We start from the raw sequence: 17,155 nt of genomic DNA, 5'->3' as shown, positions 1-17,155 counted from the left end.
TCATATATGCAGTTCACAAAAAATCTATTGTTACTATCTAAAGCGGGGAAAGCTACCGCCCTTGGCTCTTCAGCAACCAATGCGCTATCACACCTTCATGTTGTGTTACTACGTTATCTCGCTACTTTGGCAACCAGGCCTGCAACCAATCAGTCAACCCATCACCTTCTAGCATCCAATCTTTATACACAGCATCTCTGAGCTCATCACCCATTCTTGCAGTTGCATCCATATCCGAGATGTGCGTACGTATCGCATCTATCCAATCTTTAAAACGATTATCAACCCGCGTTACTGGCAGACCACAGCGGTAAGGCTCTATGTCAGTACAAATTACAGGTACCCCACAAGCACCTAGCTCCATGAGTCGTAAATTACTTTTGCATTCATTGAACAGGTTATGTTCTAACGGCACCAGTGCCAAATCGAGATTCAGGCTCGCTGTTTTTTGTGGGTAATATTCGATAGGGACACCAGCATGAAATTCACATTTCACACCTTCAGGTTTCATGCCCATGAAAACCCAGTCAACTTCATCCTCCAACGCTTTCACTACCGAACGGAGAATAGCCAAATCGCCTTTATGACTACTTCCCCCAGCCCAACCAACCCGAGGTTTACGTCCTTGCTGGCGTAGGCTCGTTAACCCTTTCCACCAAGATGCAGGCAATCGGTTGTAAGCGACACGAATATCTGAGTGGTAAGCTGAATAAGCTTCGGCCAATGCTGGCGTAGAAACCACGACCCAATCAACAGATTCCAAAGAACGGCGAAAATTTTTAATTAATTGTTGTGAGAATGATTTTCTATTACCGCTATTGATCGGAACATTAAGGATATAGTCATCGAATTCCGCAACAATCGATGAACGTGTATATTTGCGATACTGTGCCACCATCTCTGGCGTCTGGGCTCCCGCGGCAGATTGAACAATCACAACATCAGGTTCCATATCAACAGCATCGACCAATTTTGGCACGCCGTGTTTCAGCCCCCCCTCTATATGCATCTCTCGTTCTAATGCCTGAAAAGGAAAAATAACACGATAGTGTCCACACCCATGCCAATCACTATGACTCCCAATAACCACAGGCAACGGTCGCCCTGGTAATGCACGCTGACACCTAGCCATTTCTGGCGTTAAAGAAAAGCCTGGAGCATGTTTGCCATAGGCAGGGTGATAGCATGGATCGTTCGCTAACTGCGGTAGCCAGCGATCATAAAGTGAGTCAATCTCTGATTTTTGCGGTAATGGTGGTAGCTTGAAATACTGCTGTAATAAGCGCGATGCACCACCTAAATGCATCACTTGTGCATCTGGCGTCCACACAACCAGATATCCTTGTTGTCGTGCTTTAAGCGCAAGATCAACATCACCAAAATAGGTAGGATATTGCTGCTCATCAAACCCACCGAGTTCAACATAAACGTCACGCCGCATCATCATACAAGCCGCGCTAACCGCACTTACGTTATGAGTCGTGCGTAAACGACTCATATAACCTTTAGATTCCGCCCCCATCCCCTGAAACGCAATCGCGGCACTATCATTCATACCTAATACGATGCCGCCATGCTGAATTCGGCCATCATCAAACACCAGCTTAGCCCCAACAATACCCACCTCAGGACGTAGTGCATGATTTAAGAGGGCATTCAACCAATCTCCATTCGTGATTTCAGTGTCATTATTAAGGAAAAGCAGCATATCGCCTTTCGCTTTTTGAGCAGCAAAATTATTAATGGCGGAAAAATTAAATGGATGTGGCCACGACAAAACCTGAACTTGTGTTAACTTCATTGCAGAAAGTTGTCTTAAATATTGACAAGCGCCAGCCTCTGTCGACTGGTTATCTACAATTAACAATTCATAGTTGAGGTATTGCGTACGTTCCATAAGCGTTTCGATGCACCGGCTAATAACAGGCAGATGATCGCGCGTAGGAATAATAATAGAAACAAGCGGCTTACTTAGGTGCTGATATTGAATGTGGCATATCCCATCGTCATCGTTTGCTGAAACAACAGCATCAACATGACAACGAGCAAGATGGCGTTGAATAATATCAGGGTAGTATTGCGCCACACCATCACTGTGCAACCAATCGAACAATGAATTTGTGGTATAAACCAGTACTTCCGGAATGTGGCCAATAGCCTGCGGCCCTTCTTGCTCTATCAGTTGCCAAATGACATCGTGCAACTCAAGAGATTCACCAATAGAAGGAATTATGCCTTGCTGGCGCAAAGTTGATGCATCAACAGCCAAGTTTCGACCTATGTAAGGGAAACTACGCAACATATCAATATTACATTCAGGCTTAAGCATTGGGTTTTCTGCTTTACCCTCTTTCATAATCGCTTCGTCAAAATAGAATGCTTTTGCCGAAGGAAAACGCAGGCGATGCTCAGCTAATAATAATGACGCATGTGGCAGTAAACGTTCACCGGCACGTAAAACTAACAGGTAGGATGCTGATGTTTGAGCCAGTACAACATTCAGTGGGCTTTCTTCAACCGAGTCAGATGATAGCCATGTGACTGACCTGTCAGCATCAGCATAAGTGAAATCATTAGAGGTCAATACATAGACCTCACTGGCTGCATAAAATTGTTCATGAATACTAGCTAATGACACATTTATGGCGTCTTTATCATTAGATTGTGCCAGTATTGCAATACCTATATTGCCAATTTCTGGATAGGCCTGAATAAACGCTTGCAATAAATCACGACGCGCAGGGCTAATCAAGCGCTCACTTAACCACTTATCGACAGAATAAAAGGGCTTCGTTTTATCCTGTAAGGTTAAATTATGAAGAGCAAGTCGTTGCAGTTCTTGATCGGTTATCGTTTTAAGCGTCGGTTCTGGCAAACTGCCAAGCAGTGATAGTAACGTATTTGATAACCGCCAGGATTCATTATAATAACCTGAGCGTTTCTGGGTATATTTAGCCGCTTGCTCATAACCCTTATAAATGTTTTCTGCTACTTCCTCTGAAGAAAGAGCTTTACCGGCCGTTTCATTACGAAATACATTTCCTTCAATCAACTCGTCGGTAATATATCCGATGAAAAAATTGTCTTGATACAAATAGGCAGGTTTTCCTGCACATAGTGCATATTGTGCAATAATTCCACTAGCAACAATAGCATCAAAATCAGTCACCACATTATTATGAACCCATTGGTCTCGACTCATAATTTCGCAGGCTATTGAAAACTTCTCCAGTTCACTTATCAATGCCTTGAGCATCGGTGTTGTTTCTTCCACGACAATAAGTATCTTTTTTAGGCTATTGTCATTTTCCGGTGAAGAGTGATTGAAATAAAAATCAGGAGCAGAATGAGGAAACACGGATATCAGCGAACTAGTTATCCCACTCTCATTCAAAAAATCAGTCAAACGCGGCAATGTAACTAACGCTCGATCGCATAAGCGATTTTCAAGCAAAATATCAGCCGATGCGGCCTCTCGGCTATCCAATGACTGGTGATCGAATATGATATTCGTTGTAACGCCACCATTCAGAAATCTATCTAATATACTTGTATTTAATGAAAAATACTGAATCCAGAATAGATCATAATGCTCGTTAAAAATATAACTGGTGTCGTCAGTGGCGAAAATGTCTTTACCTGCAAATTTTTTCTCTATCAGAGTTTTTATGCGAACATCATATTGATGGCAATAGACATCTACACTCCAGCCGTTATCGATGAATCCACCAATCAGATCCAAAATGGCCAGTGTTTCATCTCTGTAGTCGATAAGTTGAAGTGTGCTGATAAAGACGCGTGGCATAGAAAGGAGCCTTGTAGACAAAACAGATATATAAATACTTCCATTTTAAGGCTAGAAAATCAAACTAAACGATAAATAAACCAATCAATTACCATGCTATTTAAAGCATTAGAATCAAAACTGCAGCTTCCTCTCCTGACAACTTTACTGGAATCTACTCTTTTATTGCCTGCTTACCTAATCGCATGATAAATAATCATTTATAGCTATTTTTAAAACCAGAAACAGGAAAAAACTTGCTCAAAAGGTACATATACCAAATTGAAAGGCAAAAAACGGAGGAAATTAAGATAGAAGAATCATGAAGATACTATTAAAAACTCAAGAAAGTACCGAGACGTTGGAGCGACTGATAAATTTAACCCGGCACATGGCCGGGTTAAATTTCATGCCATATTGCTTACGATTAACGTAGCAGAGACAGAACGGTCTGAGGAACCTGGTTCGCCTGAGACAGCACTGATGTACCAGCCTGTTGCAGAATGTTCGCCTTGGTCATGTTCGACACTTCCACCGCATAATCCGCATCCTGAATTCGGCCACGGGCGTTAGACAGGTTGTTGATGGTGTTGTTCACGTTAGTGATCGTGGATTCGAAACGGTTCTGGATCGCACCCAGGTTACTACGCGCGGTGTCTACCGCTTTCAGTGCAGTATCAACGCTGCTAATAATTGTTGCAGCCAGACCACCTGACCCACCGATAGTACCAGTACCACCACTGATTGCAGCAACGGCAGTTGATACGCCTGAAGCCAGACCGCCAGAAGTTTTAGCGTTAACCAGCGCGCCAGAGTCAATTTTAATGACTTCATTTGCACCAGTGTTTGCACCAACCTGAATGTTGATACCGCCGCTTGCCGTACCGTCCAGCAGGTTCGTGCCGTTGAAAGAAGCGGCGCCAGCAACACGGTCGATTTCGTCCAGACGTTGCTTCATTTCAGTGTAGATTGAAGTACGGTCAGTACTGCCATTGGTGTCACTTGCTGCCTGAACCGCCAGCTCACGAACACGCTGCAAGTTGTTGTTGATTTCGTTCAGGTTACCTTCTGCGGTCTGAGTCAGAGAGATACCGTCGTTCGCGTTACGCGCAGCCTGCGTCAGGCCTTTAACCTGTGCAGTCATACGGTTGGCAATCGCCTGACCAGCAGCATCGTCTTTTGCACTATTGATACGCAGACCAGAAGACAGACGCTCAATAGCGGTGCCCAGAGAAGATTGTGACTTGTTCAGGTTGTTCTGGGTAACCAGAGACATGATGTTAGTATTAATCGATGCCATGATAATCGTTCCTTTATCAATGAGATGTTAACTGTCGGGTTCAGCTCATTGGCTCATCCCGTCCTTATTAATTATCGGAACTTTTTTTAAAATCTTTAATTTTTTGTCTATGTATATTTTTTATTCAAAAACATCTGATTCAGAACGAAAAAAACCCAGCACTTGGCTGGGTTTAACATCATACTGTGTTGCTTACGATTAACGCAGCAGAGACAGAACGGTCTGAGGAACCTGGTTCGCCTGAGACAGCACTGATGTACCAGCCTGTTGCAGAATGTTCGCCTTGGTCATGTTCGACACTTCCACCGCATAATCCGCATCCTGAATTCGGCCACGGGCGTTAGACAGGTTGTTGATGGTGTTGTTCACGTTGGTGATCGTGGATTCGAAACGGTTCTGGATCGCACCCAGGTTACTACGCGCGGTATCTACCGATTTCAGCGCAGTATCAACGGCATCAACAATTTTCTGAGCCAGACCATTGTCACCACCAATGCCGCTTACTGCGCCACTTGCAGTCGTTCCGCTGATTGCAGCAACAGCCGTCGATACACCAGATGACAGACCGCCAGAGGTTTTAGCGTTAACCAGCGCGCCAGAGTCAATTTTAATGACTTCATTTGCACCGGTGTTTGCACCAACCTGAATGTTGATACCGCCACTTGCCGTACCGTCCAGCAGGTTCGTGCCGTTGAAAGAAGCGGAGCCAGCAACACGGTCGATTTCGTCCAGACGTTGCTTCATTTCAGTGTAGATTGAACCACGGTCAGTCTGACCATTGGTGTCACTTGCTGCCTGAACCGCCAGCTCACGAACACGCTGCAAGTTGTTGTTGATTTCGTTCAGGTTACCTTCTGCGGTCTGAGTCAGAGAGATACCGTCGTTCGCGTTACGCGCAGCCTGCGTCAGGCCTTTAACCTGTGCAGTCATACGGTTGGCAATCGCCTGACCAGCAGCATCGTCTTTTGCACTATTGATACGCAGGCCAGAAGACAGACGCTCAATAGCGGTGCCCAGAGAAGATTGTGACTTGTTCAGGTTGTTCTGGGTAACCAGAGACATGATGTTAGTATTAATCGATGCCATGATAAGCGTTCCTTAATCAATGAGATGTTAAGTGTCGGGTTCAGCTCATTGGCTCATCCCCGTCCTTACTAATTATCGGAACCTTTTTTAAAATCTTTAATTTTTTGTCTATGTATATTTTTTATATAAAAGCATTTGTTTCAGAAAGAAAAAACCCAGCACTTGGCTGGGTTTAACATCATACTGTATTGCTTACGATTAACGCAGCAGAGACAGAACGGTCTGAGGAACCTGGTTCGCCTGAGACAGCACTGATGTACCAGCCTGTTGCAGAATGTTCGCCTTGGTCATGTTCGACACTTCCACCGCATAATCCGCATCCTGAATTCGGCCACGGGCGTTAGACAGGTTGTTGATGGTGTTGTTCACGTTGGTGATCGTGGATTCGAAACGGTTCTGGATCGCACCCAGGTTACTACGCGCGGTATCTACCGCTTTCAGTGCAGTATCCACGCTGCTAATAATTGTTGCAGCCAGACCACCTGACCCACCGATAGTACCAGTACCACCACTGATTGCAGCAACGGCAGTCGACACACCAGAAGCCAAGCCTGCACCAGAAGTTGTCGTTGCGTTAACCAGTGCGCCAGAGTCAATTTTAATGACTTCATTTGCACCGGTGTTTGCACCAACCTGAATGTTGATACCGCCGCTTGCCGTACCGTCCAGCAGGCTTGTGCCGTTGAAAGATGCTGCTTTAGCAACACGGTCGATTTCGTCCAGACGTTGCTTCATTTCAGTGTAGATTGAAGTACGGTCAGTACTGCCGTTGGTGTCACTTGCTGCCTGAACCGCCAGCTCACGAACACGCTGCAAGTTGTTGTTGATTTCGTTCAGGTTACCTTCTGCGGTCTGAGTCAGAGAGATACCGTCGTTCGCGTTACGCGCAGCCTGCGTCAGGCCTTTAACCTGTGCAGTCATACGGTTGGCAATCGCCTGACCAGCAGCATCGTCTTTTGCACTATTGATACGCAGACCAGAAGACAAACGCTCAATAGCGGTGCCCAGAGAAGATTGTGACTTGTTCAGGTTGTTCTGGGTAACCAGAGACATGATGTTAGTATTAATCGATGCCATGATAAGCGTTCCTTAATCAATGAGACGTAAATTCGGGTTAGACCCACGGGGTCATCCCCGTTGTACTTCTTTATCGGAAGGCTTTTCAAAAGCTTTAATTTTTACTGAAGTAAGTTTTATGGCCATCAAAACGTTCTGATACGCCATTTCGGGCGAAGTTCTCCACACAGGTCAACAACGTCTACCTTTAGTAGATAGGACTAAAACAATCTCAATTGCAGTGCTCGGCAATAACACAGACTTAAAATGCTAAACTTATTATTCGTACTGCCGATAATCGTCATATAGACCATTGGCTCTGGACAAATAAAGGATTCGATCATGGCAAGCATTTCTTCATTAGGTGTAGGTTCAGGTTTAGATTTGGCCGGTTTGTTGACACAATTGAGAACGGCTGAAAACCAACGTTTGACGCCCATTACAACACAACAATCCAGTTACAAAGCCCAACTGACCGGTGTCAGCGCACTGAAGAGCTCACTCGACAGGCTCAATACTGCTACCAATACCTTAGCCAAATCTCAATCATTCGGTGTTGTCACTGGCTCTATTGATGGAATCACCAACACAAAAGTATCCAGCACTAATAAGGCATTTACTGCAACAACCAACAGCAAGGCCGTCGCAGGCAGCTACAGTATTGAGGTACAGCAGTTAGCTCAAGCTCACTCCATTACTTCCAGCGCTAAAACGAGTGCCACAACAGCGCTAAGTTCAGCAGATAGCTCTCTCACTATCGCTCAGGCAGATGGTAAGTCATTGACGGTTGATATCAAAGGCGGAGAAACCTCGCTGAACGACGTCCGTGACGCTATCAATAAAGCAAACGGTGGTGTAAGCGCCAGCGTAGTCAAAGCCAAAGATAACGAATATTACCTGATGCTAACAGCCAGAAACAGTGGCGAAAAAGGTGAAATTACGCTAACTGACGGCGGTAATGTTCTGGGCTCAACAACCGAGAAAGTGGCAGCGCAGAATGCTGTAATCATTGCAAACGGCATCACCATTGAGCGCCAAAGCAATACGATTGATGATGCATTTGAAGGTGTCAGCTTAACACTACAAGCTAAAACAGAAGCGAGTAAACCAGAAACACTAACCGTTGATCAAGACATCACGGGCATGAAAGATGCTATAAAAGCATGGGTTGATGCTTATAACGGCCTTCAAGATACTATCGCGTCACAAACCAAATACACCGCAGTTAAAAAAGGGGAAGATCAATCCAGCACAAACGGTGCATTAATCGGTGACTCAACTGTCCGTGGTATACAGAACAAACTTAAAGGCCAACTCACCACAGTACAAAGCGACAATGGTCAATTTAATATTCTCGCCGATTTAGGCATCAAGCAAAATTTTAAGACAGGCAAACTTGAAATAGACAACACTGTCTTGGATAAAGCGCTTAAAGAAGAACCAGGAAAAGTTCAAGCCTTTTTCGTGGGTGATAATGACAAAACTGGTTTTGCGACACAAACCCGTGGTTATCTGAAAGAACTCCTTGATACCGTCGATGGTACTATCAAAACGAAAGAAGATAGTATTAATCAAACGATTAAAAGTCTGGATACCCAATCTCAGCGAATCAAAGACGGTATTGAAGAAACAATTGCTCGCTACCAGAAACAATTTACAGATCTAGATAAAGCGATGTCTCAGATGAGTTCAACAGCTGCTAGTTTAACCAGTATGTTCTCCAAGCTCTAAAATTTGCTGATTAAGTAGATAGGTAGCGTGATGTACAATATGAAAGGTAGTCAGGCCTATGCTCAGGTAGGCCTTGAAAGCAGTGTGATGAGCGCCAGCCCCCACCAGCTTATCGTCATGCTGTTTGATGGTGCGCGCAGTGCGATGGTGCGCGCGCGCATTCTCATGGAGCAAGGCGACATCCCAGGTAAAGGTATGGCGTTATCTAAAGCAATCGACATTATCAATAACGGACTAAAAGCCGGGTTGGATATGGAAAGAGGGGGTGAGTTGGTTGAAAACCTGTCCGCTCTCTACGACTACATGTCTCAGCGTTTGTTGATTGCCAATTTACATAACGATGCAAAAGCGATAGAAGACGTTGAAGCGTTGCTAGAAAATATCGCTGATGCCTGGCGGCAAATCGGCCCTAATTACAAACCAGAGCAGGAAGTACGTTAATGGTCTCCCCCCATCGGCTTCTAAAAGATTACCAACAGCTTTTGTCTCTGAGTCAAAAAATTCTTCACTTGGCCGTAGGTGGTCAATGGGATACGTTGGTTGAGCAAGAGATTGTTTATGTTCAGTCCGTCGAAGGCTTGGTCAACACGCCAATTCCTGACGAAATCGACAGTATGATGCGACTGCACCTACGACAGATTTTGCAGGAAGTGATGGATAATGAAGCGAAAGTAAAACAACTACTGCAGAAGCGGATGGATGAGTTAAGTTCGTTAATGGGGCAATCACTAAAGCAAAAGTCAATTAATACGACTTATAGCGAATTTGCAGGACAGCGACTGCTGCCTGGAGAACCGTTGCCTGACGAAACACGTTCATAGCGTTCTATGAATTACATCGATCTCGACGCGCTTCTTTTTTATACGAGGCGCGTTTTTTATCCATCGTTGAAATTTTTAATACACTTATTCAATGATGAGTACAACGAGAAGTCAGTACAAAACGAAGGAAAGGAATTGCAAGGCAGGCTATAGAGATAAAGATTGTGCCTAGCCTCATTGAGTTAACAATGAGGCTAGGCACAATACTTTACTAATTACAGTTTGATGCCATCAGGCAACATCAAACGGACATATTCATCACTTCCTGATACGCAGATACCAGTTTATTACGCACCTGAATGCCCATCTGCATTGAAATTGATGATTTCTGTAAATCCACCATCACATCATTCAATGCAACACCTGGTACACCCATGGTAAATTTTTCGCCCTGCGTACGAGCAGCCTGCTGCGTGTCGCTGATCTTATCGATCGCGGCTTTCAACTCACTGGCAAAACCAGGCTCTACGGATGGTCTGGCTATAGGCGTGTCGGCAGCCTGCAGAGCCTTGACTTGCATTTGCTGTAGAACGCCATCAATACCTTGAATCGACATAATACCTCACTAAACCATACTGCTTAGGTTTTCACATACATTTATGACAGCGATAACCTATCACACCCCATTTAGTCTAAATGGGGTAATTAGCGTGAAAAATGCTACCTTATCGACCCATCGATTTTTCTTTTACGGAAAATAATGACATGCCGATAAACCTAGGCGAAATGTTTTATTGATTGCGCAATCAGGGAGTTCTGTTTTGTCACGTAACAATGCTAAGTATATCGTTCAACAACCAAGCAGAGATAGAGTATGAACGCCTCATTAACCGGTTCCGCTACCGGTAAAAACAGCTTTGGCGAAATACTCAACCGGTTACGCGCCAATCCGAAGATTCCGCTCCTGATCGCTGCAGCCGCAACGATTGCGATTGTTGTCGCATTAACGCTATGGGCCAAAGGCCCAGATTATCGGGTTCTTTATAGCAATATAAATGATCGTGATGGCGGTGCGATTGTCAGCGAGTTAACAAAGCTGAATATCCCTTACCGCTTTGCGGAAAACGGCGGCGCTATAATGATTCCCGCCGAGAATGTCTATGAAACTCGGCTACGACTTGCCCAATTGGGACTACCCAAAGGCGGTGCCGTTGGCTTTGAATTGCTCGACAAGGAAAAATTTGGCATCAGCCAATTCAGCGAGCAAATTAATTACCAGCGTGCGCTGGAAGGCGAGCTATCCAGAACGATAGAAACACTAGGTCCGGTCCAGAATGCGCGAGTTCACCTTGCCATACCGAAGCCTTCATTGTTCGTACGTGAGCAAAAGTCCCCCTCATCTTCTGTCACTCTGACATTACAGCCGGGCCGTGCATTAGATGAAGGTCAAATCAACTCTATCGTTTACATGGTTTCCAGCAGCGTTGCTGGCCTGCCACCGGATAATATTACTGTCGTCGATCAAACTGGGCGTCTGTTAACTCAAGCGGGTAGCAGCAGCCGCGACCTGAATGCTGCGCAGCTTAAGTACAGCAACGAAGTCGAGGCAATGTACCAACGCCGAATAGAATCAATCATTGCCCCAATGGTTGGTATGGGCAACGTACATGCTCAGGTTACCGCACAAATCGATTTCTCAGCTCGCGAACAAACTGACGAACAGTATCAACCTAACCAGCCGCCGGATAAAGCGGCCGTTCGCTCTCAACAAACCAGCCAGAGTGAGCAGAAAGGGGGCCCGAACGTAGGTGGCGTCCCTGGTGCATTGACCAACCAACCCGCACCCGCACCGACAGCACCTATCGCGACTCCGCCAAATAATGCCAACGCTAATGCGAATAATCAGGCAGGCCAGCAGAACCAAAACAATGCGGCTGGCACGCAAGCGAATGCAGCGAATGCCAATACCGTCGTTCAGACCTCGAACGTCCGCAATGATGCAACGACAAACTATGAAGTCGACAAGACTATTTTACACACCAAGCACAGCACGGGTGGTGTGAAGCGCTTGTCTGCAGCCATTATCGTTAACTATCAGGCTCCTGGTGAGGATGGTAAACCGGTTGCGCTGACAGAAGATCAGATCAAACAAATTGAAACAGTAGCGCGTGAAGCAATGGGCTTCTCTGCTGAACGTGGCGATACATTAAATGTCGTTAACACGCCATTTATGGATACCACCGACAGTTCTGGCGAACTCCCCTTCTGGCAAAAACAGGCATTTCTCGATCTCCTGATGGAAGCCGGTCGTTGGCTGTTGGTCCTGATCGTTGCCTGGATCTTGTGGCGTAAATTGGTCCGTCCACAATTGCAGAGAAAAGCGCAGCAACAAGAAGCGGCACTGGCAGCTGCCACCCTTTCTCAAGGTGCAGATAACGATGTTATGGTCAATCTGAGTAGCTCGGAAGTTGAGCAGCAGCGGAAATCGCAACAACGTGTCAATGCAGAAATGCAAAGTAACCGTATACGTGAAATGGCAGAGAACGATCCACGCGTCGTCGCTCTGGTCATTCGCCAATGGATGAGTACTGAACTATGAGCCTGACAGGAACAGAAAAAAGCGCCATCTTATTGATGACCATTGGTGAAGACCGTGCTGCGGAAGTGTTTACTCACCTTTCGACCAAAGAAGTACAGCATCTCAGTTCTGCAATGGCAAACATGAGACAGGTATCGCAACAGCAACTACTCGAAATCCTGAGAGAGTTTGAATCTGACTCTGAGCAATATGCTGCTCTCAGCGTGAATGCTGGCGACTACCTTCGTTCAGTGCTTGTCAAAGCCCTTGGTGAAGAGCGAGCGTCTAGCCTGCTGGAAGATATTCTTGAGAGCCGCGACTCCACAAGTGGAATGGAAACACTCAACTTTATGGAACCGCAGATTGCCGCAGACCTTATTCGCGACGAACATCCGCAGATTATCGCCACAATCTTGGTGCACCTGAAGCGTGCCCAAGCTGCCGATATCTTAGCCCTGTTTGATGAACGTCTTCGTCATGACGTCATGCTGCGTATTGCGACCTTCGGTGGCGTTCAGCCTTCTGCATTGGCAGAGTTGACAGATGTTCTGAATGGCTTGTTGGATGGTCAGAACCTCAAACGCAGCAAAATGGGTGGTGTTCGTACTGCGGCTGAGATTATCAACCTGATGAAAACCCAGCAGGAAGAGGCCGTTATCGATGCTGTACGCGAATTCGATGGCGAATTGGCACAGAAAATCATCGACGAAATGTTCCTGTTCGAAAATCTGGTGGACGTGGACGACCGCAGCATCCAGCGTCTTCTGCAGGAAGTCGAGTCCGAATCTCTGCTGTTGGCATTGAAAGGCGCCGAAGAACCGTTACGCGAGAAATTCCTGCGCAACATGTCTCAGCGTGCGGCAGAAATTCTTCGCGACGACCTATCAACTCGTGGTCCGGTACGTATGTCGCAGGTCGAAAACGAACAGAAAGCGATTCTGCTTATCGTTCGTCGACTGGCAGACAGTGGCGAGATGATTATCGGTGGCGGCGAGGATGCATATGTCTAATGCCCCCAAAAATCTGGCTTGGCAGCCCTGGAAGCTCAATGACCTGGCTGAACCAGTTTCAAAGTCCGTATCCGCATATCAGGTAAATGATGAACCTGAAGTGCCTGCGCTGGAGCGTTTCAACGAAGAGAACGCCGTCCCCACTTTAGAGGATGAACTCGCGTCTCTGCGTGAAAGTACGATGCAACAGGCGCGAGAAACAGGTTTTGCTCAAGGCCACCAACAAGGCTATGACGCAGGTTATCAGGAAGGTTTAGCAAAGGGGCAACAGCAGGGGTTGCAAAATTCCTTACAGCAGCAGCAGCCGATCATCGAACAGATGCAGCAAATGGTCACCGAATTCCAACAGACGTTGGATACGCTCGACAGCGTGATCCCTGCTCGCCTGATGCAGTTGGCTTTGACTGCGGCCAAGCAGATCCTGGGGCAGCCTCCGGTGTGCGACGGTAATGCCCTGCTTGGTCAAATACAGCAATTGATCCAGCAGGAACCGATGTTTTCAGGTAAGACTCAATTGCGCGTTCATCCTTCAGATCTGGAACGCGTTGAACAATATTTGGGCCCAACACTCAGCTTACATGGTTGGAGATTGCTTGCTGATAGCCAGCTCCATCCTGGTGGTTGCAAGGTGAGTGCAGAAGAAGGCGATCTGGATGCCAGCCTGGCAACACGCTGGCATGAGCTTTGCCGTTTAGCCGCCCCAGGAGAATTATAATGACTTCACGCCTCGGACGCTGGCTCTCTTCTCTCGATTCATTTGAGAAGCGAATTGACGACACACCTTCAGTGCGTCGTTACGGCCGCTTAACCCGGGCGACAGGTTTGGTATTGGAAGCAACGGGGTTGCACATGCCGCTGGGCGCAACCTGCCTCATCGAACGGCAAAATGGCGCTAAAGTTGAAGAAATCGAATGTGAAGTTGTCGGTTTCAACGGGCAAAAACTCTTTCTCATGGCGTTGGAAGAAGTTGAAGGTATTACCCCTGGTGCTCGTGTTTACGCCCGCGTCGGCCAAGACAGCAGCAGTCAGGGAAAGCAATTACCATTAGGCCCAGAGTTACTTGGTCGTGTGCTAGATGGCAGTGCAAAACCGCTGGATGGTTTACCTGCACCCGATACAGGCTATCGCGCGCCGCTGATCACGCCACCTTTCAACCCGTTGCAAAGAACGCCAATCGAAAGTGTTCTGGATGTAGGTGTTCGAGCCATCAATGCCTTGCTCACCGTAGGTCGAGGGCAGCGAATGGGCTTGTTTGCTGGTTCAGGAGTTGGTAAAAGTGTGCTGTTAGGCATGATGGCGCGCTATACTCAGGCTGACGTCATTGTGGTTGGCCTTATCGGTGAACGTGGCCGAGAAGTAAAAGATTTTATCGAGAATATCCTGGGCACGGAAGGACGAGCACGCTCTGTTGTTATTGCCGCCCCGGCTGATGTTTCTCCATTACTAAGGATGCAAGGGGCAGCGTATGCCACGCGTATTGCTGAAGATTTTCGCGATCGCGGTCATCACGTTCTGCTCATCATGGATTCGCTCACGCGATATGCCATGGCACAGCGTGAAATTGCTTTAGCAATTGGCGAACCGCCGGCAACCAAGGGTTATCCCCCTTCTGTCTTTGCCAAATTACCCGCACTGGTAGAACGCGCAGGAAATGGTATTCATGGAGGTGGTTCAGTCACCGCCTTCTATACTGTTCTGACAGAAGGTGATGACCAGCAGGATCCTATAGCCGACTCCGCTCGTGCCATCCTTGACGGACATATCGTATTATCCCGTCAACTCGCGGAGTCTGGCCACTATCCGGCAATTGATATTGAAGCATCGATTAGTCGTGCGATGACAGCGCTGATCGATGAAGGCCACTATGCTTCTGTAAGACAGTTTAAACAGTTACTATCCAGTTACCAACGTAACCGTGATTTAGTCAGTGTTGGTGCTTACGCCGCAGGCAGTGACCCTATGCTTGACAAAGCAATTCGGCTCTATCCGCACTTGGAAGCCTTCTTGCAGCAAGGGATGTTTGAACAAAGCAACTATGAAGAAGCCTGCCAGGCGTTGCACACTATTTTCCCTCGTAATGAGTAGGAGAGCAGATGAAAACCCAGTCACCGCTGGTTACACTACGCGAACTGGCGCAGAAGGATGTTGAGAAAGCTGCTGGGCAGTTGGGCCAGGTACGACAGGCGCACCAACAGGCTGAGCAGCAACTCGATATGCTGTTAAACTATCAGGATGACTATCGTCAAAAATTGAACTCGACGATGTCCTCTGGTATGGCGAATAATAGCTGGCAAAATTATCAGCAATTCATCCGAACGCTGGACAGCGCAATTGAGCAACACAGACAACAGCTCTCGCAATGGACATCACGTTTAGATTTAGCAATGAAGACTTGGCAAGAAAAACAGCAGCGATTGAATGCATTTGAGAAATTGCAGGATCGCGAAGTGACAAGACAACTTGCCAAAGAAAATAAAATAGAACAAAAACAAATGGATGAATTTGCCCAACGGGCCTCACAGAGGAAAACAGAATCATGAATCTGTCCGCGTTACCTATAGCTACCACTGCCAGTGATACAAGCAGTTCTTCTGCTTCTTTGCTGACACAGGGTGAGCTACCAAAAGATTTTGTTGATCTGTTGAGCAAACGCATATCACAAGTAGCCGATACTTCGGGTAAAAAGACACTCGACAAAGTAGATGAAGAAGCCCTGCTAAACGCTTTAGGGAAAGATAACGCTTCGCTTAGTCGTGACGATTTAAATGCCCTGCTTTCTTCATTCAGTTCTCTGACTGGAGCAACCATTACAGCAGGTAAGCAAAATCCAGAAATTGCAGAACAGGCAAAGTTAAAAGGTCTGGATAAGAAAGATAACGACAATACTGCAGACGATGCGATTGCAATGCAGGCACTGCTTGCCATGTTGCAAACTGCGCCACTACCTGCGCCAACTGCCGTCGATAGTATTGCTGCGACTGTCGTTAATACGACGGGTTTAAATATTCCGGGGCTCATTGACGCTAAACGCCAGAACGAGGCTCCCGCATCTGTACTAAACAATACGGGTGAAAGCGCCAAAGGCATGCTGGCAAAGCTGCTCGACACATCAGTCATGCCAGATAAAAATGCGGATATCTCACGCGATCTGCATCATGCAACCAAACAGGCCTCATCGACAACGACTGAGTCTGCGGACGATGCTGCAAAATTTGCGCTGACGACACCGCACTCTCTTGCTGGCGATCGCAATGCGTCTGAATCGGCTTCTAACTTGGGCAACGGCGCGTCTCAAACAACACCACCAGTGGTGCAGGCTATGCACGTTCAACCTGCATCAGTTGGAAGCACCGCTCCAGCCCCTCAGGCAACAAGTGCTCAGTTGAATGCACCGTTTGGCTCTCCACAATGGCAAGACGCATTGGGTCAGCAAATCATTATGTTCAGCCGTAACGGTCAGCAAACTGTAGAGTTACGTTTGAATCCACAAGAATTGGGCGCATTGCACATCAGTCTAAAACTTGATGATAACCAGGCACAAATTCATCTGGCTTCAGCAAGCAGTCAGGTTCGTTCAGCGCTGGAAGCGGCGCTGCCTCATTTGCGTAATGCGATGGCAGAAAGTGGAATTAACCTTGGTCAGAGCAGTGTAGGTAGTGATTCCTCTGCCTGGCAGCAGCAAATGGCTAGCAATAACAACGATGGCAACAGCCGTGGCTCGTCTTACCAACAGCAATTTGGCCATTCATCAGAAAGCACGAATGAATTATTAGACGTACCAGAACAGTTGAAATCGATGGCGTCATCGGTCAACGGCGTTGATATCTTTGCCTGAAAGTGAAGTAAACG

Annotated in this window: 14 protein-coding genes; 9 read left to right on the top strand and 5 right to left on the bottom strand. The window is 46.8% G+C overall.

Features of this window, described 5'->3' with window-relative positions; translation table 11 throughout:
* Positions 1-121 precede the first annotated feature (121 nt).
* The 4 genes from DUT67_RS08205 to DUT67_RS08190 form a co-directional block, all read right to left on the bottom strand.
* Entirely contained in the window at positions 122-3,805 is a 3,684-nt protein-coding gene (locus DUT67_RS08205) for a glycosyltransferase (RefSeq protein ID WP_113632552.1), read from the bottom strand.
* A 406-nt stretch (positions 3,806-4,211) separates the two neighbouring features.
* Positions 4,212-5,084, bottom strand: coding sequence for a flagellin (locus DUT67_RS08200; RefSeq protein ID WP_368350118.1), 873 nt, complete (start codon positions 5,082-5,084; stop codon positions 4,212-4,214).
* Positions 5,085-5,282: 198 nt separating this feature from the next.
* Positions 5,283-6,170, bottom strand: a complete 888-nt coding sequence (locus DUT67_RS08195) for a flagellin (protein WP_368350117.1) — start codon at positions 6,168-6,170, stop codon at positions 5,283-5,285.
* Between the two features lie 198 nt (positions 6,171-6,368).
* On the bottom strand, positions 6,369-7,247 hold the full coding sequence (locus DUT67_RS08190; protein ID WP_368350116.1) for a flagellin: 879 nt from the start codon (positions 7,245-7,247) through the stop codon (positions 6,369-6,371).
* Between the two features lie 321 nt (positions 7,248-7,568).
* Between DUT67_RS08190 and fliD the strand changes: the two genes are divergently transcribed.
* From fliD to fliT, 3 genes are read left to right on the top strand one after another with little or no spacing between them, the layout of a single operon-like run.
* Positions 7,569-8,957 carry a flagellar filament capping protein FliD gene (gene fliD, locus DUT67_RS08185; protein ID WP_113632553.1) on the top strand — a complete coding sequence of 463 codons (1,389 nt, stop codon included), beginning with the start codon at positions 7,569-7,571 and terminating at the stop codon, positions 8,955-8,957.
* A 30-nt stretch (positions 8,958-8,987) separates the two neighbouring features.
* On the top strand, positions 8,988-9,398 hold the full coding sequence (fliS, locus tag DUT67_RS08180) for a flagellar export chaperone FliS (RefSeq protein WP_048259611.1): 411 nt from the start codon (positions 8,988-8,990) through the stop codon (positions 9,396-9,398).
* Positions 9,398-9,778: a flagella biosynthesis regulatory protein FliT gene (gene fliT / locus DUT67_RS08175; protein WP_113626254.1), complete on the top strand. Its 381-nt coding sequence runs from the start codon at positions 9,398-9,400 to the stop codon at positions 9,776-9,778. The genes fliS and fliT overlap by 1 nt, the downstream gene beginning before the upstream one ends.
* Before the next feature lie 241 nt (positions 9,779-10,019).
* Here fliT and fliE read toward each other — a convergent pair whose 3' ends face one another.
* Positions 10,020-10,334, bottom strand: a complete 315-nt coding sequence (gene fliE, locus DUT67_RS08170) for a flagellar hook-basal body complex protein FliE (RefSeq protein WP_048259609.1) — start codon at positions 10,332-10,334, stop codon at positions 10,020-10,022.
* A 258-nt stretch (positions 10,335-10,592) separates the two neighbouring features.
* On the opposite strand from fliE, the gene fliF reads away from it, so the two are divergent.
* Genes fliF through DUT67_RS08140 form a run of 6 tightly spaced genes read left to right on the top strand, consistent with a single transcriptional unit; the run spans position 10,593 to position 17,141 of the window.
* A complete protein-coding gene (gene fliF, locus DUT67_RS08165) occupies positions 10,593-12,317 on the top strand; it encodes a flagellar basal-body MS-ring/collar protein FliF (protein ID WP_048259608.1) in 1,725 nt (574 codons plus the stop codon).
* Positions 12,314-13,306: a flagellar motor switch protein FliG gene (fliG, locus tag DUT67_RS08160; RefSeq protein ID WP_048259607.1), complete on the top strand. Its 993-nt coding sequence runs from the start codon at positions 12,314-12,316 to the stop codon at positions 13,304-13,306. The genes fliF and fliG overlap by 4 nt, the downstream gene beginning before the upstream one ends.
* Positions 13,299-14,021 carry a flagellar assembly protein FliH gene (gene fliH, locus DUT67_RS08155; RefSeq protein WP_113626253.1) on the top strand — a complete coding sequence of 241 codons (723 nt, stop codon included), beginning with the start codon at positions 13,299-13,301 and terminating at the stop codon, positions 14,019-14,021. The genes fliG and fliH overlap by 8 nt, the downstream gene beginning before the upstream one ends.
* Complete coding sequence (fliI, locus tag DUT67_RS08150; RefSeq protein ID WP_048259605.1) at positions 14,021-15,391, top strand: flagellar protein export ATPase FliI; 1,371 nt, start codon at positions 14,021-14,023, stop codon at positions 15,389-15,391. Before fliH ends, fliI begins: the two co-directional genes overlap by 1 nt.
* Before the next feature lie 8 nt (positions 15,392-15,399).
* Positions 15,400-15,846, top strand: a complete 447-nt coding sequence (fliJ, locus tag DUT67_RS08145) for a flagellar export protein FliJ (protein WP_048259604.1) — start codon at positions 15,400-15,402, stop codon at positions 15,844-15,846.
* Entirely contained in the window at positions 15,843-17,141 is a 1,299-nt protein-coding gene (locus tag DUT67_RS08140; RefSeq protein ID WP_113626252.1) for a flagellar hook-length control protein FliK, read from the top strand. Before fliJ ends, DUT67_RS08140 begins: the two co-directional genes overlap by 4 nt.
* Positions 17,142-17,155 lie beyond the last annotated feature (14 nt).

Source organism: Pectobacterium peruviense, assembly GCF_003312355.2.
GTDB lineage: Bacteria > Pseudomonadota > Gammaproteobacteria > Enterobacterales > Enterobacteriaceae > Pectobacterium > Pectobacterium peruviense.
Note: the sequence above shows the minus strand (reverse complement) of the source record. Positions and strands in the feature narration are given on the sequence as shown.